The organism is Maricurvus nonylphenolicus (genome assembly GCF_042854845.1).
In the GTDB taxonomy this organism is placed as follows: domain Bacteria; phylum Pseudomonadota; class Gammaproteobacteria; order Pseudomonadales; family Cellvibrionaceae; genus Maricurvus; species Maricurvus nonylphenolicus.
This window is the reverse complement of the sequence record NZ_AP031498.1, coordinates 4,181,294-4,202,168: the sequence shown is the minus strand read 5'-3', so window position 1 is coordinate 4,202,168 and position 20,875 is coordinate 4,181,294. Positions and strand designations below refer to the sequence as shown.

19 protein-coding genes are annotated in these 20,875 nt (G+C 47.2%); 7 read left to right on the top strand and 12 right to left on the bottom strand.

All coding sequences use genetic code 11. The features are described from left to right. Positions 1–13: 13 nt before the first annotated feature. From ACGHZ6_RS18260 to ACGHZ6_RS18250, 3 genes are all read right to left on the bottom strand, one after another. Positions 14–1,951, bottom strand: a complete 1,938-nt coding sequence (locus ACGHZ6_RS18260; protein WP_390615456.1) for a methyl-accepting chemotaxis protein — start codon at positions 1,949–1,951, stop codon at positions 14–16. 175 nt (positions 1,952–2,126) lie between these two features. Then, on the bottom strand, positions 2,127–3,005 hold the full coding sequence (locus ACGHZ6_RS18255) for a substrate-binding periplasmic protein (RefSeq protein ID WP_390615455.1): 879 nt from the start codon (positions 3,003–3,005) through the stop codon (positions 2,127–2,129). Between the two features lie 98 nt (positions 3,006–3,103). Continuing rightward, entirely contained in the window at positions 3,104–3,532 is a 429-nt protein-coding gene (locus ACGHZ6_RS18250) for a CBS domain-containing protein (protein WP_390615454.1), read from the bottom strand. Positions 3,533–3,713: 181 nt separating this feature from the next. On the opposite strand from ACGHZ6_RS18250, the gene ACGHZ6_RS18245 reads away from it, so the two are divergent. Next, positions 3,714–4,400, top strand: coding sequence for a cation:proton antiporter (locus ACGHZ6_RS18245; RefSeq protein WP_390615453.1), 687 nt, complete (start codon positions 3,714–3,716; stop codon positions 4,398–4,400). Positions 4,401–4,543: 143 nt separating this feature from the next. Further along, positions 4,544–5,221 (top strand): transglutaminase family protein, encoded by a 678-nt coding sequence (locus ACGHZ6_RS18240; protein ID WP_390615452.1) that lies wholly within the window; start codon positions 4,544–4,546, stop codon positions 5,219–5,221. Positions 5,222–5,230: 9 nt separating this feature from the next. Here ACGHZ6_RS18240 and ACGHZ6_RS18235 read toward each other — a convergent pair whose 3' ends face one another. Beyond that, positions 5,231–5,650 (bottom strand): BLUF domain-containing protein, encoded by a 420-nt coding sequence (locus tag ACGHZ6_RS18235; protein ID WP_390615451.1) that lies wholly within the window; start codon positions 5,648–5,650, stop codon positions 5,231–5,233. 127 nt (positions 5,651–5,777) lie between these two features. Between ACGHZ6_RS18235 and ACGHZ6_RS18230 the strand changes: the two genes are divergently transcribed. Together ACGHZ6_RS18230 and ACGHZ6_RS18225 are read left to right on the top strand one after the other, a co-directional pair. Then, on the top strand, positions 5,778–6,266 hold the full coding sequence (locus tag ACGHZ6_RS18230; RefSeq protein ID WP_390615450.1) for a hypothetical protein: 489 nt from the start codon (positions 5,778–5,780) through the stop codon (positions 6,264–6,266). 126 nt (positions 6,267–6,392) lie between these two features. After that, positions 6,393–7,307 (top strand): 3-keto-5-aminohexanoate cleavage protein, encoded by a 915-nt coding sequence (locus ACGHZ6_RS18225; RefSeq protein ID WP_390615449.1) that lies wholly within the window; start codon positions 6,393–6,395, stop codon positions 7,305–7,307. Here ACGHZ6_RS18225 and ACGHZ6_RS18220 read toward each other — a convergent pair. Next, on the bottom strand, positions 7,304–8,332 hold the full coding sequence (locus tag ACGHZ6_RS18220; RefSeq protein WP_390615448.1) for a helix-turn-helix domain-containing protein: 1,029 nt from the start codon (positions 8,330–8,332) through the stop codon (positions 7,304–7,306). The genes ACGHZ6_RS18225 and ACGHZ6_RS18220 overlap by 4 nt on opposite strands. 150 nt (positions 8,333–8,482) lie before the next feature. Here ACGHZ6_RS18220 and ACGHZ6_RS18215 point away from each other — a divergent pair, with 150 nt between their 5' ends. Then, positions 8,483–10,096 (top strand): acyl-CoA dehydrogenase family protein, encoded by a 1,614-nt coding sequence (locus ACGHZ6_RS18215; protein ID WP_390615447.1) that lies wholly within the window; start codon positions 8,483–8,485, stop codon positions 10,094–10,096. Between the two features lie 73 nt (positions 10,097–10,169). Next, complete coding sequence (locus ACGHZ6_RS18210) at positions 10,170–10,769, top strand: class I SAM-dependent methyltransferase (protein WP_390615446.1); 600 nt, start codon at positions 10,170–10,172, stop codon at positions 10,767–10,769. Positions 10,770–10,822: 53 nt separating this feature from the next. On the opposite strand, the gene ACGHZ6_RS18205 is transcribed toward ACGHZ6_RS18210, so the two are convergent. The 7 genes from ACGHZ6_RS18205 to ACGHZ6_RS18175 all read right to left on the bottom strand — a co-directional run bounded on the left by ACGHZ6_RS18205 (position 10,823) and on the right by ACGHZ6_RS18175 (position 19,179). Further along, on the bottom strand, positions 10,823–11,296 hold the full coding sequence (locus ACGHZ6_RS18205; protein WP_390615445.1) for a hypothetical protein: 474 nt from the start codon (positions 11,294–11,296) through the stop codon (positions 10,823–10,825). 112 nt (positions 11,297–11,408) lie between these two features. Further along, positions 11,409–12,326 (bottom strand): alpha/beta fold hydrolase, encoded by a 918-nt coding sequence (locus ACGHZ6_RS18200; protein WP_390615444.1) that lies wholly within the window; start codon positions 12,324–12,326, stop codon positions 11,409–11,411. A gap of 100 nt (positions 12,327–12,426) precedes the next feature. After that, on the bottom strand, positions 12,427–13,161 hold the full coding sequence (locus tag ACGHZ6_RS18195; RefSeq protein WP_390615443.1) for an acetoacetate decarboxylase family protein: 735 nt from the start codon (positions 13,159–13,161) through the stop codon (positions 12,427–12,429). A 36-nt stretch (positions 13,162–13,197) separates the two neighbouring features. Beyond that, a complete protein-coding gene (locus ACGHZ6_RS18190; protein ID WP_390615442.1) occupies positions 13,198–14,337 on the bottom strand; it encodes an acyl-CoA dehydrogenase family protein in 1,140 nt (379 codons plus the stop codon). Positions 14,338–14,352: 15 nt separating this feature from the next. After that, entirely contained in the window at positions 14,353–15,852 is a 1,500-nt protein-coding gene (locus ACGHZ6_RS18185; RefSeq protein ID WP_390615441.1) for an acyl-CoA dehydrogenase family protein, read from the bottom strand. A 140-nt stretch (positions 15,853–15,992) separates the two neighbouring features. Beyond that, complete coding sequence (locus ACGHZ6_RS18180; protein WP_390615440.1) at positions 15,993–18,347, bottom strand: penicillin acylase family protein; 2,355 nt, start codon at positions 18,345–18,347, stop codon at positions 15,993–15,995. 214 nt (positions 18,348–18,561) lie between these two features. Then, complete coding sequence (locus ACGHZ6_RS18175) at positions 18,562–19,179, bottom strand: TetR/AcrR family transcriptional regulator (protein ID WP_390615439.1); 618 nt, start codon at positions 19,177–19,179, stop codon at positions 18,562–18,564. Between the two features lie 272 nt (positions 19,180–19,451). Here ACGHZ6_RS18175 and ACGHZ6_RS18170 point away from each other — a divergent pair, with 272 nt between their 5' ends. Continuing rightward, a complete protein-coding gene (locus ACGHZ6_RS18170; protein WP_390615438.1) occupies positions 19,452–20,822 on the top strand; it encodes an MFS transporter in 1,371 nt (456 codons plus the stop codon). Positions 20,823–20,875 lie beyond the last annotated feature (53 nt).

The following is a 20,875-nucleotide window of genomic DNA, read 5'->3' as shown; positions in this document are numbered from 1 at the left end:
TTTACTCAGCCAGCTACTCCACTTTAAATTGTGAAACCAAATGCTGTAGCTGTGAGGCATTTTGGCTCATGGTTGCTGCTACGGCTGAGTTCTCCTCTGAGAGCTTGGCCGATTCTCTGCCTCCATCGGCGATCAGGTGCACATTATTATTAATATCTTCGGTTACTGTACTTTGCTCTTCGGTAGCGCTGGCGATTTGAAAGTTCATATCCGATATATGTTCAATACGTTCAACTATATTCTTCAGGCATTCACCAACGTTTTCCACCGCTTCTAAGCCCGATCCACTGGCTTCATTGCCCGCTTTCATACCTTCTACAGCGCGGGTTGCGCCTTGTTGTAACTTTTCAATCATCTGCTGAATTTCTTCGGTGGATTCAGATGTTCGCTTGGCCAGGGTTCTGACTTCGTCGGCTACCACGGCAAAGCCTCTGCCTTGTTCACCGGCCCGGGCCGCTTCAATGGCAGCATTCAGAGCCAGCAGGTTAGTTTGTTCTGATATACCGCGAATCACTTCCAGTACCGATCCTATGTCGTTAACGTTATCAGCCAGCTGTAATACCACTTCACCTGCATGCTCTATCTCATTGGATAGCTGTTTGATGGTATCTACCGCAGTGATGGCGATATTGCCCCCCTCTGCGGCGGCATCTTTGGCGTCGGCCGAAATGGCTGCGGCTTTACTGGCATTGGCTGCAATTTCATCAATGGTCATCCCCATTTCATGGGATGCCGATGCCACCAAATCGGTTTTTTCCTGTTGCTGATTCGAATGCTCAACGGTTTGGGCGCAGTTCGCTTCTACATCATTCGATAGTTGTGTTACCTGAGTGGCGCTATCCCTAACGCCGGTAATGATCTCTCTGAGGGATTCGACAAACTGATTAAACGCGATGGCCAGTCGGCCGAGTTCGTCTTCGCGGTCTTCGCGCACTTTTCGTGTCAGGTCGCCACCTTGACTGGCAATCTCCTCTAGCGAGATGGTAATGCGTCGAATCGGGCTGGCAACCTTGCCGCAAATGTAATAGGTGAAGTATAAAAAGATCGCCAACAGGATCAGGCCCATGAAAGCAGAGAAATAGGTGGTTTGATACAGTGCCTCATAGAGTTCTTTACTCGGCTGTTCAGCAATAACATACCAGCCTGTGCCGGGTACCGGCAGTGCGGCAATAATGATAGTTTCGCCATCGCGGGAAAATTCTGTGACTTTAAAGTCTTTGTCGTCGAGCAAGCTGGCATTGATATTTTCCTGGCCGGTGATTAAAGCCAGATTGCTGTCATTGCCATAGGTTTTATGCACCTGTATGCGGCCTTCATTATTTACCAGATAGACTTGGCCTTCTTTTCCCAGTTGATATTGGGTGATGATATCTCGCATTGCCGTCAGGCTTTGTCCAATACCGGCGATAGCCACGACGCGATTACCCAGTTTGACTTTATGGTTCACAAACACGGTGGGTATATTGGTACTGGCATCTGTATCCAGGGATAATTCATAATCACCGGATTCTTGCAGGAAACCGTAAAACCAGGCGTCGCGTGTATTATTTCTGTCCATTACACGCAACAGACCATCCTGATTAAAATAATTACCAGAAATATCGGACACCCAAAACGCAACGCTGGCATTGGCGGCTTTTTTATTTTCCCGCAAGTATTGCAGCATGGCATCTTTGCCGGTTTCAGGTTCGCCGTTTCTGGCCCAGTTTAGTAGGTAGCTGTTGGTAGCCATAGCCCGGGAAGTGACAATGGGTTCTTTTAATTGTGCCTGGATCGCATTGCGGAGCTCGCTGACGACGACCGGTAGTTCCCGGTTTAACAGTCGGTCGCCAACCATACCCTGCACAGCCAGGGTATAGACGATCATCAGGGTCAACATGGAAATTATCAGAACGCCACCGACCATCATGGTTAATCTCAGCTGAATACTGCGCATCACCTTTTGAAACATGTGATGGCTCCTCTGTCTGGTTGGATTCTACTTGTGGATAAGCGGATGTTATTGAGTAAGTGTAGCGTTAATTTAACGGTAATTTAGAGCCAAAGGCCTGCATAAGAGGGGGAAAGTGAATAACAAGTAGCTTTCAATAGATAATTAATGAATAAAAAATATCGCGGTGTGCAGTCTATTCTTTTTCCATGGGGACGTTGAGTGTGAATGGGGCTCGTTTGTCTGGATCTTTGGGTTGTGGAGTTAGATAAGCTTCTATGATCGATTTGCGTCTTTCGGTAAACGCAGGGCTGGCGAGATAAGCGTTAAGCGGAGCAATCAGGTGAGCGTACTTGTTATGCAGTACGACCATGACTTCCCAATTGCCATCAATGGCAGGAAGTTGTTTTATTCTACCGCTCAAGTTTAAATTTTTGGCCAGCCAACGGGTGGTCATTAAGTTGCCTAGCATGTAGTCACACCGTTTGGCAGACAGCATTTTTATCATCCTCTCTTCTGAGGGGCTGTCATAGCGGATGACATCACGGCTCTTAAACAGTTGCTCGAGAATATCGCTGTAGGTATAGCCAATATGCGTACACAGGGTTTTACCGTACAGCCAGTTGTATGTCTGGGTATCGAATATGGAGGGGGAGAGGTCAGGCGCTGAGCTTGGAGCAAAGAAAACTTCCCGATAATGTATAAAGGGATCAGAGAAGACTACAGGGGTATTACTCGGCAGCCAGCGAGGGTTAAGGAATGCTATATCGAGTTCTCCGCTGCGAAATTGTTCGGGCTGCCTCAGCCGGGGCTGAATTTTGTAAGCCAGCGTGTAGCCTTGGGTGTGGAGAAACTCATCTAAAAGGTCAGTGGATATGCCCCTAAACTGGTTTTTACTGTCGATATAATAAAAAGGCGGCAGGCCATTGATCGTAAACGCAAACTTGAGCGGTTTTAGCGGTTGTGAAGAATATCCCAGTGGGATTTGGCAGAATAGTGAGGTGAGTAGCATCATGCACAGCCAAATGTGCAGGTGTTTGCATTCAGCATTAATAAGCGGATAGGTTAATCGCACTTAGAATACTCCAAACCAGTCTATGAGACTAAGAGTAATATAGTCTGCCTGAATTGCCATACTCTATTTGGTGCTGGTTTGAAGTTTACAGCCTTAGCTTAAGCGTAAATATCTGGCGGTGGGTCGGGGAATTGCTCTTTCAGAAACTGTGAGAAATGCTTACAGACATCTATTGTAGTTAAAATCCCCGTCAGTTCACCGTTCTTCAATACCACCACACTGCCTAATTGCTTCTCAGCCATGGCATCCAGTACTCTGTCCAGCGGATCGTGAATGTCGGCAACCACCACGTTGTGGGTGCAGATATCATCAACGGTCAGATTATCACTGTGTCTGCCGAAGATATCATGCTGTTGCAGGTCCCTTTCGGATAACAAACCGATAAAATCCCCTTCGCCAGTGACAACCAGGTGTCTAATGGCCTTTTCCTGCATGATGGCAATGGCATCGTCAATAGAAGATTGGCTATCAATGGTGTATGGGAAGGGGGTTAGAATATGTGCCAGTGTGGGCATATGATTCATCATATCGTTCTCGAGCTGGTCGTCTACGTGTCTTTCATTGTTACCCGTCGGTTAGACCGATGTTTTGATTTATCTCAACCGTGAGCTAGTCAAGCATACCCTGGACGTCAAAAGCCGGTCACAGTAAAAAGTTAAAATGGTAACCTGTTGAGTATAGAAAATAATTGTCAACGTTGGGTAGAGCATGCATTCGGCCGCTGAATTTCTATTAACCATGGGTTGCATACTGCTGTTGGGATTGGTTACCTCGACCCTGGGGCGACGCTCTTTCCTGCCGCGGGTCACCTTGCTATTACTATTTGGTGCATTGATTGGCCCGGAAATGTTGGACATGGTGCCGCATGTATTCCTGGGCTATTTCGAAATCATTGCCGATATGGCGTTATTGATGGTTGGCTTTTTATTGGGAGGCCGACTAACACTGGATACCTTAAAGCAATCGGTTGATAAGGTATTTGCTATTTCCTTTTCTACTGCTCTGGTGACTGCCGTAGCTGTCAGTACTTTATTGGTCCTGGCGGGGGCTAGCATTGAAATTGCAATCCTCTTGGGTTGTATCGCTTCGGCAACAGCGCCTGCGGCAGTATTGGATGTCACTATGGAGTTTGGTGGGCAGACAGCCTTTAAGGATTTACTGCTGTCAATTGTGGCCCTTGATGATCACTGGGCGTTGATATTATTTGCGGTTGGCTTAGCTATGGTGACGTCACTGAATGGCGATGGCATAGCGTTAGGGTCACTGGGGTTAGTCGTAAAAGATGTTGGCGGTGTCGTTGTATTGGGGGCATCTATCGGTTTGCCTGCAGCTTATCTTATTGGGCCGGTGTTTACCCGTATGGCTTTGGCAAGGGCCGATGCAAAAGTGAGATAAATGCCCCGTGGGGCTTTCCTGTCATTTTGATTGTCTATATGGCAGCCTTGAGTGTATTAGACTGTTTGTGGCTTGCGCACTGAGACTGTGTGTTTTAGATTGCTGGTAGCATTACGTTAGTTATGTATCTGTAAGGGGGATTGATGATGTCAGATACTATGGAAGTCTATTTACAACCCACAACGACCATTGATTGTGATCATGCTGCCGTACAGGCATATGTGGATAAGCATATCGAAACCGGTCAGTCAGACTTGGAAAAAGCGGTGGCCTTGTATTACGCCGTACGCGATGACTTTCGTTATGACCCCTACAGCTTCAGGCTCGAAGAGGAATCCTTTAAAGCCAGTACGACTCTAGAAGCGGGGCTTGGTTGGTGTGTACCTAAAGCGATTTTGTTAGCCGCCTGCTGCCGTGCGGCAGGCATTCCGGCGAAATTGGGTTTTGCCGATGTGAAAAATCATCTCTCGACTGAGCGTATGCGCCAACAAATGAAAACCGATGTTTTCCATTGGCATGGCTATACCTCAATCTTTCTGGAAGGCCAGTGGGTAAAAGCCACACCGGCATTTAATATCGAGTTGTGCGATAAGTTTGGCTTAAAACCACTGGAGTTTACTGGCCGTGAAGATTCCATCTATCACGAATTTGATAAGGCCGGTAACAAGCATATGGAATACCTGCAGGAGCGCGGGGAGTATGCAGACTTGCCGTTGGCGGAAATGCTCAGTGATTTTGATCGCCTCTACGGGCCAGAAATGGCAGAGTCTTTCAAAGAGCACAGTTTTGATAAGGATGTGGCCAAAGAAGTGGGATCCTGATCCCCTCCGTTAGATGGAGGGGATAGTTTCTTTTAAGGCTAACATCATTAAGTGAGCGCTTTCCCCTGACATTTCATAGGGATTAAATTCAGGTGTACCAGAAAACTTTATGTTTACTGGTGAAGTCAGACTCGATTCTGGCATATAACCCATAGACCATTCAGAAAAATTTCTGGCGCTAATTTCTTTATAATCGAGCATGATTATGCGTTGATGACGATTGTCATTAAGGATGCTGTGGTAAGTTTCATTGACTTTTGAGCGTGAGCCTTCCAGACATTGCAGGAAAAATTTGCGATTAAAGCAAAGCATACCAGTGACATTGTTGGCTTGATTGTTCTTCCGTGCTATTTCAAGAATATTCTCGATATCATTCGGTGAAAAATTGTCGGTTACTGAACTGGTGTATACAAGACGGGTAAGAAACATTGCCAACTCCTTGTAAAGTTTGTAGATAAAACTATAGAAGGACAGTGAGAGAAATCAAATCTGTTAAATACGTTGAACTCGGTGCCATAATTACTGTCTGAGGCCTGCATCCATTGGGAGGAATATCATGGGGTATCGTGCGATCAATATAATAACCTTGATTCTGGTTGGGTTTTTTTCTCAGTCAATCTGGGCTGCCGATTACAGTTCCGGCCACCAGGCTCTACAAGTTTGGGACGCTGAGGCACAAGCCAATATGCCCCAGTGGATAAAGTACTGGCTGCTGGGCATGGTGTCGGTATTTGCGTTGGGCTTGTTATTTGTCTGGCGACACAGTGAAGCGCGCTGGTTAGTGGGTGGTTTTGTGGCTGGCTTGTTGTTTAGCAAGTTTGGCATCCCGGCGCTGGGATTGCTGCCTTTATCAGGGTTAGTGGCATTGATCCATATCGTGTTTTGGTCGCCAGCACTTTTCTTTATGCTAAAAAATCGCCCCTTTATGCAGGGTTTCTCGGCTTACGCCTGTTGGTCGGGCTTAGCAACAGCCTGTATTCTTTTCTCTTTTATTTTCGATCTTCGCGATTCGGTCATATATTTAGGTCATATGTTGGCCGGTTAAACTCATTGTTATCAATGAGTGGGCTTGTAAATGTCATTGAATTAACAGTTCATCAATCTACGACCAGCGATAATGGCCTTTACTTAAGGTTAATACTGCCACAGGCAGTACTTTTCAGGACCGTATATGTCTACTAACACGATGACTCCGCTGATTATTGAAGCCTCACTCAATGGCGCAACTAATAAACAGGTTAATCCTCATGTTCCCTACAGTGATGATGAAATCGTTGCTGATGCCATTGCCTGTATGGACGCTGGTGCGGCGCTGATCCACAACCATACTGATGAGCCAATTATAGGTGGTAGTGGGGAACTGGATATTGAGCGCTATGCCAGACCCTGGCGTAAGTTACTCTCCCTACGTCCCGATGCCATTCTTATCCCGACTATGCCGGTGGGGCAGGAAGGTGTATCTGTTGACGTACGCTATCGGCATGTCGAAGTTATGGCTAAAGAAGGCTTATTGGCGCAAGGGCTTTGCGATCCCGGAACGTTTAATTTGTCGATATTGGATGAGGACGGTATTTTCGCAGAATCTACGTATCTCTACCGTAATGATATGCATGACTCTCGCTATTACGTGGAGGCTTGCAGGCGCTTAAATATTGGGCTCAGTATCTCTATTTTCGAACCGGGTTTTCTGAAGTTTGTTTTAGCCTATTACCGAGCGGGTAAGTTACCAGCGGGCGCCATGTTGAAATTCTATTTTGGTTCGGATGATTTGCCTTTTGGTTTGCCGCCAACGGCAGCTAGCCTGGACGCTTACTTGGGCATGCTGGGGGACTGTGATCTACCCTGGTTGGTATCCAGTTTTGGCGATGATTGTGTAGCTTGTGGTATTGCTGAAGAGGCTATCAAGCGAGGAGGACACGTGCAGGTTGGTTTGGAGCCATACCAGGGGAATCGTACACCCACCAATGTAGAATTAGTAGAAGAGGTTGTTGCTTTAGCCAAACGCTATAACCGACCTGTTGCTACACCTGCGCAAGCAGCGGAAATAATGCAGCTGCCGACTTACCCGGTGCCATTTGGTGCTTAATCGGTCACCAGGGATTGCTGGCGGTATTGGCTGGCGGTCATACCAAACCAGTTCTTAAAGGTTTTACTGAACGCGCTGCTTTCTTGAAAACCCAGTGTAAAGGCAATTTCCTTTACCGAGAGTTTACTGTGGGTGAGTAAGGCGATCGCTGTTTCCCGGCGAATATTATCTTTGATGGTTTGATAACTGGTGCCTTCCTCTTGCAGGCGTCGCGATAAGGTTTGTGGCGAGATTTGTAATTGCTCGGCAATGGTATCGAATTTGGGAAAACCCTGGGAGATATCTTTGCCGATCATTAAACGTATTTTAATCTCCAGTGTATCCAGGTTAGGCCACAGCAACGTATAAAAACTTTCCTTGTCGGCAAAAAGTTCTGCACCGTCACTTTCCTGTACTACCGCTTTATCAAATACCGTTTCACTAAAAATTAAACGGCAGTGCTGTGTTTGATGGATATGTGAGCAGCCAAATACCAGCTGCAGTTCTGTCTGGCTTTTATCAACAGGAAAGGCAAACTCCACCCGATCGAGTCCGATTTTGGTTTTTGCCAGCCAGCAGAGTTTTTTATAGCTGGTTAATAACATGCGCTGACAAAAGTAGCTGGAGCCCTGCTGCAACCCGGGTTGTGGGTTCAGTTGCAATCCCTGCTGGCCATCAATATCAATAGGTTCAAATAAATAGTGGCCGTGATTGTGCAGTGCGTAAAAGTCGTTAAGCGTGTCTGTTGCTATCTGCAGATTGGGCAGCAGTGTCAGGGTGCGATTAATAAAGCTGCGGCTGCCGAACGGTGCGGGGGTGTTAAAAAAACCCAGCATTTCATCTTCCAGAGCCTGCTCTATGGCCTGTGTAATGAGGTTGAACTCTGAAACACTGATGAGTTGATTCGACAGCTGATTAAGGGGAGGGAACCCTAATGATGCCAGCAGCTGATCAGGGCTTCCGCCCTGGCTAATAAAACCTTCCATCATCTCCGCTACGTAGCGGGGCTTGATGGTACGCTGTTCTTCCTGACTGACAGTGGTCATATCCGGTAACCTGAATCCAGCTAAATCTTAGAGATACTCAGGATAATCCATGAGGTCATTGGACATCAACTTGAGGGGCGCTGACATTGGCCGTCAAAGGATCGATGGCTAGAGTAAAGGCATGAATATACAGAGCAGATGGAGCCTATTATGTCTTTAGCCGATAGCAACACCCTGGGAGAGAACCCGTACAACTTTGAGGAATACCTCGCCTGGCGGGAATCGTTCAATATCTATGAAGATGTGCCTTTTATTAAGCAGGCCATGCTGCGCTACGCTGGCGACCTTAGCTCTGATATTCAGCGTGATATCACCCAGTTCGCCAAGCGTGTCAGCACCGAGTTTGAAGCCCTGTCCGAAGCGGCGGGCAATCACGCCAATGCCCCTTATATGGTGCATTTTGATGGCCACAATAACCGTATTGATCGCATTGTGCGGCCAGCAGAAACCCTGGCGCTGGAGAAGGCCGTATGGGAAGAGGCGGTTTTTGCCGAGGAAGTAGATCCCTGGGCCCGCTTTATGAAAATCTACTTACTCACGACGTTGGGTGAGTCCGGTATTAATTGTGCTCACTGCTGTACCGGTGGATTAAATTTACTGTTGGAGCGTTTTGCCGATACTCCGGAGTTGAAACGTATTCATCAACATTTGACTGAAGGGATTGACGGTGAATACGGTATTGCCGCGCAATTCCTCTCAGAAATTCAGGGTGGCTCCGATGTGGCTGCCAACTGTGTTGAGGCTGTAGAGGAAAATGGTCAGTGGCGAATCTACGGTAACAAGTTTTTCTGCTCGGCAGCCCATGCCGATTATGCTGTGATAACCGCCAAGCCTCAGGGCAGTGATCAGGTTGCATTATTTGTGGTGCCGTCATGGTTGCCCGGCGATAAGGCGAAAGAAAAGCGCAACAGCTTTACCATCAACAAGATCAAATCCAAGCTTGGCACTCGAGAACTACCGACAGGGGAAATTCAATACAATGGTTCTATCGCCTATCCTATAGGTCCTTTGGATCGTGGCCTGGCTAATATCGTCGGTATTGTGCTGTCTCACTCACGGTTTATCAGTGGCCTGGGGCCGGGGGCACAAATGTTACGGGTCACAGAAGAGGCCAAGCAGTACGCCCGACAGCGGACTGTGTTTGGGGTAACCATTAAAGACTACGGACTGGTTGCCGCGCAGCTCAATAAACTGGACCGTTATTCGTTGCGGACCACGGCGGCGTCTTTTAAATTGCAAAGCGAAATTCTGAAAAAGGAGCGCTTTGACCACGGTGAAAAGCTTTTCGATTCAGAGACTCAGGCCCGTCAACACGCATTCCATGTGCGTATGCTGATTATGTTGCACAAGATGGTGGCGACCACCGATGCGGCCATGATCAGCGAATTGGCAATGTCGATCTTTGGTGGTCATGGCCTGATGGAAGATTTCTCTTCCCATCCGCGTTTGTTCCGTGATGCCACTACCTTGGCAGGCGCCTGGGAAGGGCCCAAAAATCTACTGCTGACACGCTTGTATATGGACTTCCAGGCGGGGCGTGACTGGTATCCGGTAGCTGAGTTTGTGGGCAATCTTCTGCAGGGCGCACCACAGGATACCGTCAGTGAAATGACAACGCGGCTAGAAGCGCTGCTCGATCATGGCACGCTGATGGGAACCGATGAGAAGACGCTGCAGGTTTGCGAGCAATGGGAAGCCTTCTGCTTTGATTTCACCCACGCTTATCAGGATCAAGCCAGGGTAGAGGTGGAGTCTTTGCTATAGCACGATTCATATAATCGTTAGGGAATTTGCAGTATCATCGCGGCTTTCAATAGGTCAGTGTGTAGTTGGTACTATGTCTCACGCTCGTGAAGCCTTTGGCTTACAGATACTGCAAAATTCTCACCCCGATATTCGCCGTTTAAAACGCAACTCCGCCGATGCCGAGTTGCACGGCAACAAGTTCTGGAAATCATCGCTGGTATTAATGGATTACCTGCGTGAATACCCGCCGGAACAAGGGGTGCGTATTCTGGAATTAGGTTGTGGCTGGGGGCTGGGCGGTATCTACTGTGCCAAGCACTTTGATGCCCATGTTATTGGTCTGGATGCCGACGACAGCGTGTTCCCGTTCCTGGACTGCCATGCCGAGATAAATGGTGTGGAGGTCGATACGGTGCAGATGCGTTTTGAAGATATCACCACCGAGCAGCTAACCGGTTTTGATATGGTCATCGGTGCCGATATCTGTTTCTGGGACAGCCTGGTGGATCCTGTCAAAGCTCTGATTGAGCGGGCCATTGAAGCTGAAGTAGACCGGGTAGTCATCACTGATCCCGGCCGGCCGACTTTCCGGTCCGTAGCCGATGATATCAGTGAAGCCTGGGAAGCCGTTTATACCGATTGGGATGTACCGGAGCCCTATAATCAGTGGGGCCTGGTGCTGGACCTTTAGCTCAGCCATTCCCGCGAAAGCAGCAATCTGTTTTGGCGTGAGTGTTAAAGGGATTACTTGGCACTCACTTTGAAATTGATAATTTTGCGATCAGCTGCATCCACATCGCAATTAACATCCGATTGCTCATAGCCTTTACCTGCGCGGCTGGCGATCTCCAGGTCAGCAAATACGTGGTAGATATCCGTATCTTCATTGTATTTGCTGGCGACGTAATCAAATTCAAAGCTTTTAGCGACCCCCGGCTTGGTGTTTTGCAGCTTTTCGGCGCAGATATACATGGCTTCTGACAGGCTGTGTACGTGTGTCAGGCGCGAAGGCTGGAGTTTATATTCTTCAGGGGCGTACTTGGCTGCAATAGCAGCATGGTTGGCGTCTATGGCAGCTAATTCATCTTCTGATAATGGAGGTGGTTCATTACTGCTTTTGGAACCGAAATGACCTGCAAAATACAGCGTTAATACAATGGACAGGTTTGTGAGTACGAATGCAAAGATTCCTACTCCGATTTTCTCTTTCGGTGTCATGAACAACTCAACAACTTAAACTTGCAGGCTAAATTCTAGAGTAAAACCCCCATTTTTTGAAATTCAATTAAGTTGTTTTCGCTGCCAATTTTCAGCAGCGCTTGTTGGCTTGTTAACTGACCAGCTTAAGGCTCTCGTGGCAGTGGTTGGAAATTAACCCGCTTAGTTGCTCTATCAAAGGGGTGGGAATATCGTGCCCCATGTGGTCAATCAGCGCTAGTTTTGCTTTAGGAATGTGTTTTGCGGTATCGATGCCGCCTTCAGGGGGGATTAATGGATCCTGATTACCGTGAATCACCAGTGTTGGTGCTTTAATATGCTTGAGGTGCTTTACTCGGCTGCCGTTATTTAAGATGGCAGCAAACTGACGTTCGGCGCCTCCTCGATTAGGGTAATCCCTATTAACGCTTTCCGTGATAAATCTTGATAGGGCCTCTTCTGAGGGTTTCAGTGTTTGGCTGGAAATCAAGCGCCAGAATTTCATCTCATGTTCAATTATTCCCGCTTCAGACTTGTCCTTTGGGCTTGAGAACAGGTGTTTTTTAACCTCGGTGGTGGGGCCTGGTAGACCCCGTTTTCCCGATGTCGACATGATTGAAATTAGGCTTAAGGTTCTGTTTGGCAGTAAAGAGGCGAAAAGCTGTGCAATCATGCCTCCCATTGAGGCGCCTGCGATGTGTGCAGCTTTAATGTCCAGGTAGTCCAGCAAGCCTTTGGTATCTTCCACCATATCCTGGATTTGGTAGGGGGATTTGGCGGGCAATCCCAAGGTTCGTAATAGCATCATCCAGGGGATATTGGCTCTGCCCAGATGGGTGCACTTGGTGGATTGACCGATATCCCGGTTATCAAACCGAATCACCCGAAATCCCTGATCTGCAATAGACTGGCAGAAGACATCAGGCCAGCCTATGCGTTGTGTATTCAGGCCGTGAATCAGTAAGAGCGCTGGGTCACTCGGCTTCCCAAATTCTTCATAAGCCAGTTTTATATCCCTGTGGGGAAGGGAGGCATATTGAGTTTTTGGCATTATTGAATCTCCTGCTACCTGATGGGATGCCTATTCGCGTTATCTCTGAGTCATCCTAACTCGGATTTTAAATCAAGTAAATACTTGGTTTTGTGGCGTGTTAGCGAACACGTAGATGGCTAGTACGTTGATACCATGAGATTCCTGACAAACCCACAGGAAGAAGGTATTTACCTTTGATAATGTCGAAGTTAACGATCCTGGGATTTATCGCAGTTGTATCAGCAATAAGCGGTTTGATGGGATCTGAAAGTGAATCGACTAATTCAATTTGAATATCAGCTGAGTAGGACTCGATGATGCGTTCTTTAGAGCGGCTCAACCAAAGTCCTTGCAATAGTGTGAAATTACCTAAGCCCCCGGTGTTGTACATTTTACGATCAAAGACCGGTGATGGCATGCTTTGCTTTTCCCCTTTACTAGCTCGCATAGATAACACCGTTTTACCTCGGCGATGAACTTTAGCCTCGCTGACTTGCGACGATTCTTCATAATCAATATCAGCCATTTTCTTGGGATAGCCCAGGAGCTCTCGGCCGTAAATCATGGCGGTGTCATCATCGACTGTCATCCAGCAACAATGCAGGCCGCTACTGAAGAGGGTTTTTACATGAATAAGCATGGCGGCTTCCCGGTAGGGCGCAGTGAAATTGGGTTGCTTGTAATCAACGATAAACAGGGTTGCGGTGGGAGAATCGGTTAAGCGCAATCCCATTGGCAGAACCTTTTTGGCGGCTTCAGGATTTAATCTGACATCGGCCGTAATCATATGGGAATCACGCCATAGTTCAGATTGAGTTTCATATTCATCAAAATCTTCAAGATACTTGTTCATAACATGGCCTTTAATAGGTTGTTTAATGTTGTGTGTTTACTGCATAACCTTGTGTAGACAGTCAAAAGACTTCAGTCGGTATTGCCCTAACAGGCACTGGAGTTGTGAGGCATCTCTAAAGCGCTGCTCTTGACCATAATCTTTCATATAGCCATAGCCACCCAGGACTTGAATACCGTTGGTTGTAACGTCGCAGGCTTGCTTTTGAGTCGTTGTTGAAACCGCTAAATTGTACTGTTGCCAGTCATCTGCTAATTGGTCTGTTAGCTGGCTGGCTGCCTTTATTGCCATTTCGGTATGACTTACTGCCATATTCATCTCTGCGAGAATGACTGAAATCTCTGACCACTGGTGTAGGAGTTTGCCCCCCTGAGTACGTTGTTGGGCGTAATCCAGAGCCTCTCTGAGGCAACCTTGCATAATGCCCTGGGCAATAGCTGCACCCACAATAGATAGCTTATCTCGCATGGTGGAAAATAAATGCTTGCCGGCTCCAGGTTTTCCAATCAGTGTTGCCTTTGCACCTTGCAAAGCAACATCAATGGCAGGGCATAAGTTTAATCCCAGACTGAAAATAGTCTCGATGCACTGAACGGAGGTCTGTTCCAGTTCCACGAAGAAATAGGAGAATGAAGTATCATGACTATTGTCATCAGGGCTTCTGATCATGGCAGGTATAACGGCAAATCTGGCGTGCTCACCCAGAGATAAAAAATCGCAGATGCCCGTTAGTGAGTAACCCATGTCACTTGGGGTGGCGGTTATACTTGATTCGCTATGAATGGGATTGCTGAACGCAGGATAAGCAATGATAGGCAGTCTTTTGCTATATGAAGTTTGATGGTGTTTGATAAGTAGATCTTGTTGTTGTGCTAGGGATATGATTTCTACAGACAAACTGTGACAGAGTATGGCTGTAGCCAGTCCCGCATTATATTCACTTAAGCGGCCGATCAGCTGACAGGTATGGTGTAAAGATAATCCCAGGCCATTTGCTTCTTCTGAGACTAGCACATCAAACATACCCAGTTCCAAAGCTTGCTGAAAGAGTGGCAGTGGGAAATCATAAAAAGGCAGTTGATTATAGACTTCGTGATTGGGTTTTAGCTCGCTTGTAGCAAATTGCACAAACATGTCTTCAAAAGCCTGGTAGTCTTCGTTGGATAGGGTACTCATGGTGTATAAACTCCTTTAGCCTTCATACATCTTGATATCTTTCCCATACGGGGCTATCAATGCCTTAAAGATATTTAAACGGTTCATTTGATTGGTACCTTCATAGATTTGCAGTAGTCTGGAGTCTCGCAAGCGTTTCTCGGCGCCGCGGCTATGTCTAACACCTTCGGTAGCCATAAGCTCGACAGCCAGTTGGCAATTTTTTACCGCAAGGTCAGAAGCGGCCACCTTGGCCAGCGATCCCATACCGGCTACAAGCTGATGACTGTCTTTGTTGGTGGGGGTTTGGCTTTCTGAATCAAGATTGTTGACAATAAACTTTCGTAACTTTGTGCCTACGGAAGCGGATAAAAACTTATCCGCCAGAAATCTGAAGATTGAGTGAGGGAAGAATTTATTGAAGTAATAATATTTCTTCGGAAATTGCGTGTTGAGCGAAACGGATACACCTTCCATAAAGGCGAGTCTGGCTAGCGTGGCATTTTGGTACATATTAGCCAGGTGGCATTGAGCCCATTCCTGGTCGATCAGACGCTTGCCATTGATAACCGTGTTTTGAGCATAGTTAACTGCATCGTTCAATGCGCCTCGCGCTACACCTGAAGAGAAGGCGCCAATATTGCCCTGGGCCAGGGAAAAACCGGAAGAATCCCCCGCCAAACTGTCTCGTCCTTGCTGTGAAAGCCAGTTCATATCAAAACAGATTTGATCTTCGGGGATAAAGCAATCACTAAAGACCAGCTCACTGGCGGGACAACCTTTTTGGCCCATTTTATTTTCATGGCGGGCAATCTGAAAACCTTCGGTACCGGTTTTTACTGCAAATACCATGATACTCTTGGAGGGCTTTTTAATATCGGAATATGAAAATACGATGTGCCAAGTCGAAAAATGACCGTTGGAAATAAAAACCTTGGTACCGTTAATGCGGTAGCCGCCATCGACTTTCCTGGCGTGACATCGAAGCTTACCTCGATCCATTAATTCGGTATATTGAGAGTCGCTACCGGCATTGGGTTCGGTGATAGCGAATGAGCAAATGGTAGGGTGATTATCCCGTTCGCCCTTAGCAACCTCTTTACTGATGCTTAAACTGAGGTGGTAGTTCAAACTCAAACTTAACCCCACAATGCCAAGATAGTGGGCACCAATCAAATTGGCCATGGTGACACAGGTTGAAGATATCTCTTCGCAGAAAAAGGGCAGGGAGCTGGGGTTAAAGCCCTTGCCGCCGGCAATTTGTGGTAGCCAGAGTGTGTAAAACCCCCACTGATTGGCTTTGTCGATTAAATCCTGAGGCAGGTATTGGTGATCCTGGTGAGCCTGAAGATCGATATCCAAAAACCGTGGTTCAACAACCTCTTTGTTAAAGCGCTTGGCTAGATCAATGACATATTCTATTTCTTGCAATAACCCTTTGGGCATCTGATTGCAGGCATAAAATCCGTTTAGTTGCGCAAAGGGGAGAGCCAGGTGTTCTGTTTGACGGTTCTCGACATTTAATCTGTTCTTCATAACTAAACCTTTCAGTTAGCCTTTTACGTGTGTTGATGAGCTGGGTAAGCCTCGCATATATCATTATCAAGTAAATGCTTGGTTTTGGGTTTGATTAAAATCAATAAAATGAATCGATAACAGGCCGCTGTAGGGAAAGGTTACTGGGTTGTAGTCGCAGGGGTTAATCGAATAATGGACGTCTCTACAGCTTGCAGGGCTTGTTCGCTATAGAGTAATGGGAAGGCGCGATTCTCTCCCCAGGCGTTATACAGATTGGAATAATAAGGGCTATTGGGATCACCGGATTGCCCAGGGCTATTGATAAAGCGCGAGTTGTCCCACTGGCCAACATCCATAACCACCCGCCACGAAGCACCATACAGGAGGTTGAAATCTTCATCGAAGAACGCGAGACCGGGTGTGGATATGTCGCCACCTCTTGCGATGGGTTGCAGTTCAAATTGCTTGCGTAGGCGACGGCTAAGTAGTGGTGAGGCCAAGTGTTGCCAATGACTTTGTAACGCTTCACCCCAAGCCCAGTCATCAGTGGACTGAAACAGGAATAACATGCTTACATCGCCATAGGCTTGCGCAAGGGAGGATTCCAGCATGGCATCACGCTTGGCGACGGTGTTGTAGTCTTTAAGCCATGTCTGGGGGGCGTTTAGTGCTTCGAGTACGGTTCTGTCATCGGGTACAACGACAATGTCGCGAGATATTTCACCGCCAATATCGTCAGTGAGCAAGGTGGCAATATAACCGTAGTACCAAACTTGAAATAACATGGCGGGTGCCGAGTCTGAGCTAAAGTTATAGTCCCAATCTTCGAGCAGCTGCTTGGCTTTTTTACCTTTCTCTGTGGCGGGGTCTATGTCTTTAAGGAGGGCGACAATGTCTCGTGCAAAAATAGAGATATAATCATTTTGCAGCTTTAGAGAGTCATTGATGGAATGTTTAGTCGAAGCCCCGATAACTTCATTAATGCGGCGAACACGTAAATCACTGATCCATTCATAGCTTAATCCCATCGTGGTATAGGGGTAACTTTCAGGATTTACGATATTGTTTGCCGTTGCTATCCAGCCTTCACTCGGATTGATGCCACCGGGTAACTCATCAAGACTACGGAAACCAAGCCACTCCGCACGTCCGTCTCCGGAGACGGGTAAAAGACCATCGTAATTGCTGCGAATGGGCGCTTTCGCGGCAGAGCGCCAGGCTATATCACCATGTATATCAGCGAAAACATGGTGTTCGCCGGGGGAGCCCCAGTGCTGTAGCGCGTTATCATATTCTTTAACATTCTTGGCGCTTAACAGGCTAAGTTGGCCAAGATAGGGGGCGGTTCCGGTTTGTGTTGCGGCAGTTTGCAGAGCATAAAAGTGATTTGTATTTTCATAAATCACAGGGCCGTGGCGAGTATAGGAGAAACTGACCTCGACAGGGTTTTTATCTCTTACCTTGATGGTGGCTGTGTGGGTCGAGATAGATTCCCAGCCACCTTTATAGCGGTATTCGGTTGGGTTTTTGGGATTGCGTTGATAAACCAGCAGATCTTCCTGGTCGATAGGAAAAATGGTAAAGGCAAAAGCCACGTGACCATTGTGACCTGTGGCAATGCCTGGCGCATGGGGCTCTCCCGCGCCGATAACATTAATACCCGGTGCTTTTAAATGTACGGCATAGCGCAGGGAAGGGATGGTAAACGCGCGGTGTGGGTCGCCGGCCACAATAGGGTGGCCGCTGGCAGTTCGCTCACCGCTGATGGCCCAATTGTTACTGCCACCTTTGCGGTTATCAAATGATGCAGGGTAAGTCGCCAGTAGATAGTTATCTAACACTTGCTCCGGTAACTGGCATACATTTGTACCGTCAGGAACCTTGATATCATGATCTGGTTGGAGCTTGATTCTAATGGCATCATTTTTCTGATTTCCAGAGCACAGCATAAAGGAACGTTCGACTTCACTGATAACGTTTTGCCAGACACCGTGACTGCGAATACGAATAATATCTTCGGCTTGCCAGTAGCTGGGAAAATAGTCCAAATCTTTAAATTCCGGGGGCAGTGGCGCGTTGCCTTTTTTGATTTGATCTATATAGGCATTGATACCATGGGCAAAGGCCGCTGTGATGGCTTGCGCCTGCTTGCCATACGCTAACCATTCTTCTGGCATTGAGCCCCGATAGAGAAAAAGCCGGGCAGCGCGGTCTCGCGCGATATAGTCTTCCCCCAGGACTTCTGCCAATTGTCCCAGTCCTGAACGGCGCCAGTAATCGATTTGCCAAAGACGGTCGCGGGCAGCATTAAATCCCTGGGCAAAAAACAGGTCGTGTTGATTCCCGGCTTCTATATGCGTAAGCCCGTAAGGATCGATTGTTAAGCTGACAGGAGCAGATAGCTTTTCCAGTTGATAGGTCTTGCTCGTGCTGGAAGATTCGGCGGCTATATAATCGTGGGCAAAGCATATTGTCAGCAGGAATACTGATGCGCACTGGGACAATCGTTTCATGGGCTTAACTCATTTATCAGCTGGTCAGGAATATTGAGGGTCATGCATTCTGCTGACTCGATACACCAGTAGTCATAACAGAAATTCGTACTCAAAACTTACTTTAAGCATTTTTGTTTATCAAGTAAATGCTTGGTATTGGTGAGAGATGGCAAGCACCCTCGATAGGGTGCTGTTTACTAACCGGTGATGTTGAGGAATTTGGGGTTGGGAATTAGTCTTTCAGTGCGCGCTTGGCGGTAGTGACCATCATATCGGCGGCATATTCACAAATCATTGAGTAAGCCGATTTCGGGCTGGATGCTGCGGCAGCTATTGCGCCCCAAACCGATACCAGCAATAGAGAACCTATAACCACAAACTCGTCGTAACCTTTTTTACTGCCCAGACTGCTTAGGGCTTCAATATAAAATTCAACGCTTAGCTCGGTGATGTAATTGTCGTATTCGGCCAATTCAGATCGGGATTTCATTGCCTGCTCCAGTGAGATAGCAGACTTGGGTGAATAGTCCTCAATCGTCAGCACGTCATTGAGGATATTGGTAAAGCATTTCTTCAAATCGGATTTTGATTTGAGTGCAGTGCGATGCGCGAGCGTAATCTCGGAGACACGTTGAAACCATTGCTCATATAACGCGTAGAGAATGACATCCTTGTTGGGAAAGTAATGGTACAGCGTTGATATATTAATACCGCATTCTTTGGCGATCTTATTAGTGTTGAGGGCGTCTATATTTTCTCGCTCGATAATATCGAGCGCCGTATTGAGTATTCGTTTAAATGTCCTTGCCGCACGGGGTTGTGTGGGTTCGTGGTAGGCAAACTGTTGCATGTTGGGTCGGATAGGAGGCATAGCGACTTTTAATGAATCTCTGTAGATCAATATGTGGCGTAGATGATAAACGTTAGACGGAGGGTAATGATAGCCAAAAATTATCTCCAGGCGTATAGCGATTATTATTGTTGGCTGCTTTTTAATCTAAATCAAGTAAATGCTTGACTTTGTAGATGTTGAGCAAGTATTGTGAATGCCAGAATTGAGGGCGATCCCCTACAGAAAAGGCCGGGACGTGTCCTGGAAGGTTTAATAGGCAGTAGACAGTGATGGCAAATCCGCAAGACAAGCTGACGTACAGGCAATTGGTGAACTACGGCGTGATGACTGTACCGCTGGCCGTTGCAGGTCTGCCGATGTTGATTTTTGTTCCTGCATATTTTGCTCAGGATATCGGACTGGAAATCGGTTTGCTGGGCATCGTGCTGATGATGTCACGTATGTTTGATATGGCCTCAGACCCCGTTATCGGTATGGTGAGTGATCGCATCCATACACCTTTTGGCAGGCGCAAACCATGGATAGTGATTGGCATCACCATGATGTCAGTCGCTACCTGGAAGTTGTTTTTAGCTTCAGCGGCGATAACCCTTGGCTGGTTAGCGGTATGGTTGGTCATTTTCTACCTGGGTTGGACGCTGATTGCGGTGCCCTATACCGCATGGGGCGTTGAGTTAACGGATGATTATCATGAGCGCACACGGGTTGCGGGCGTCAGAGAGATTTTTTCAATTATAGGTATGATCCTGGTGTTTGTCGGTGCGGGAGTGGTCACCGAAGACATCGAACCGGGTGTATCTGAAACATCATTGATCATCGAGGCTATGGGATGGATGACATTATTTTTGTTGCCTCTATGTGGCGCATTTTTATTATTTAATGTCAGGGAACGAAAACTCAGCCAATCCGTGGGGCGTAGTTTTGCAGAAACCCTAGCTGATTTACTGCACAACAAACCCTTTGTTCTGCTGATAGCGGCGGCGTTTATTACTGAATTGGGTGTGGCTATCAACAACAGCGTACTGGTCATCTTCTATGACAATGTTGTAGGGCTGCAGGAGCGTGTTGATGAACTACTGGGGATCTACTTCGCTGCAGCGTTGTTAGGCATTCCACTGTGGTTATGGTTTGCCCGTGTATTCGATAAACATAAGGCGGTTTGTATTGCAGCGTTGTGGAATGCCGGCTCATTATTTATGTTGCCCTTTATCCAAACTGGCGATTTTGCCAGCTATGCGGCTATCGAATTTAGCCGCGGTATCGCCTTTGCTGGACCTTTAGTGCTTGGGGCATCAATGATTGCCGATGTTGTTGAGTACGACTCCTGGCGTCACGGCGAATCCAGAGCCGGATTCTTAACCGCGTTTTGGATTACCGGATCAAAGCTTGCAAGCGCCATTGGCGTTGGCATTGCTTTACCGGCTTTGGGGTGGCTTGGTTTTAATGCTTTACAGGAATCTCATCAGGACGTGCGAGAGGGAATCACACTGATTTATGCCGTGATACCGGGAATATTAGCCTTGTGTGCAATCCCGCTGGTGTGGAATTACCCGCTAACTTCGCAAAAAAATGCGACAGTTAAGAGGGCCCTGGCAAAGCGCAATAAACGTGAAGAACCATTATTAACAATTCCTTATTAAGTAGTTGGGCACAAGAAAAGTTTTTGTGAACTCAATGATTAACTAAGCGTAAA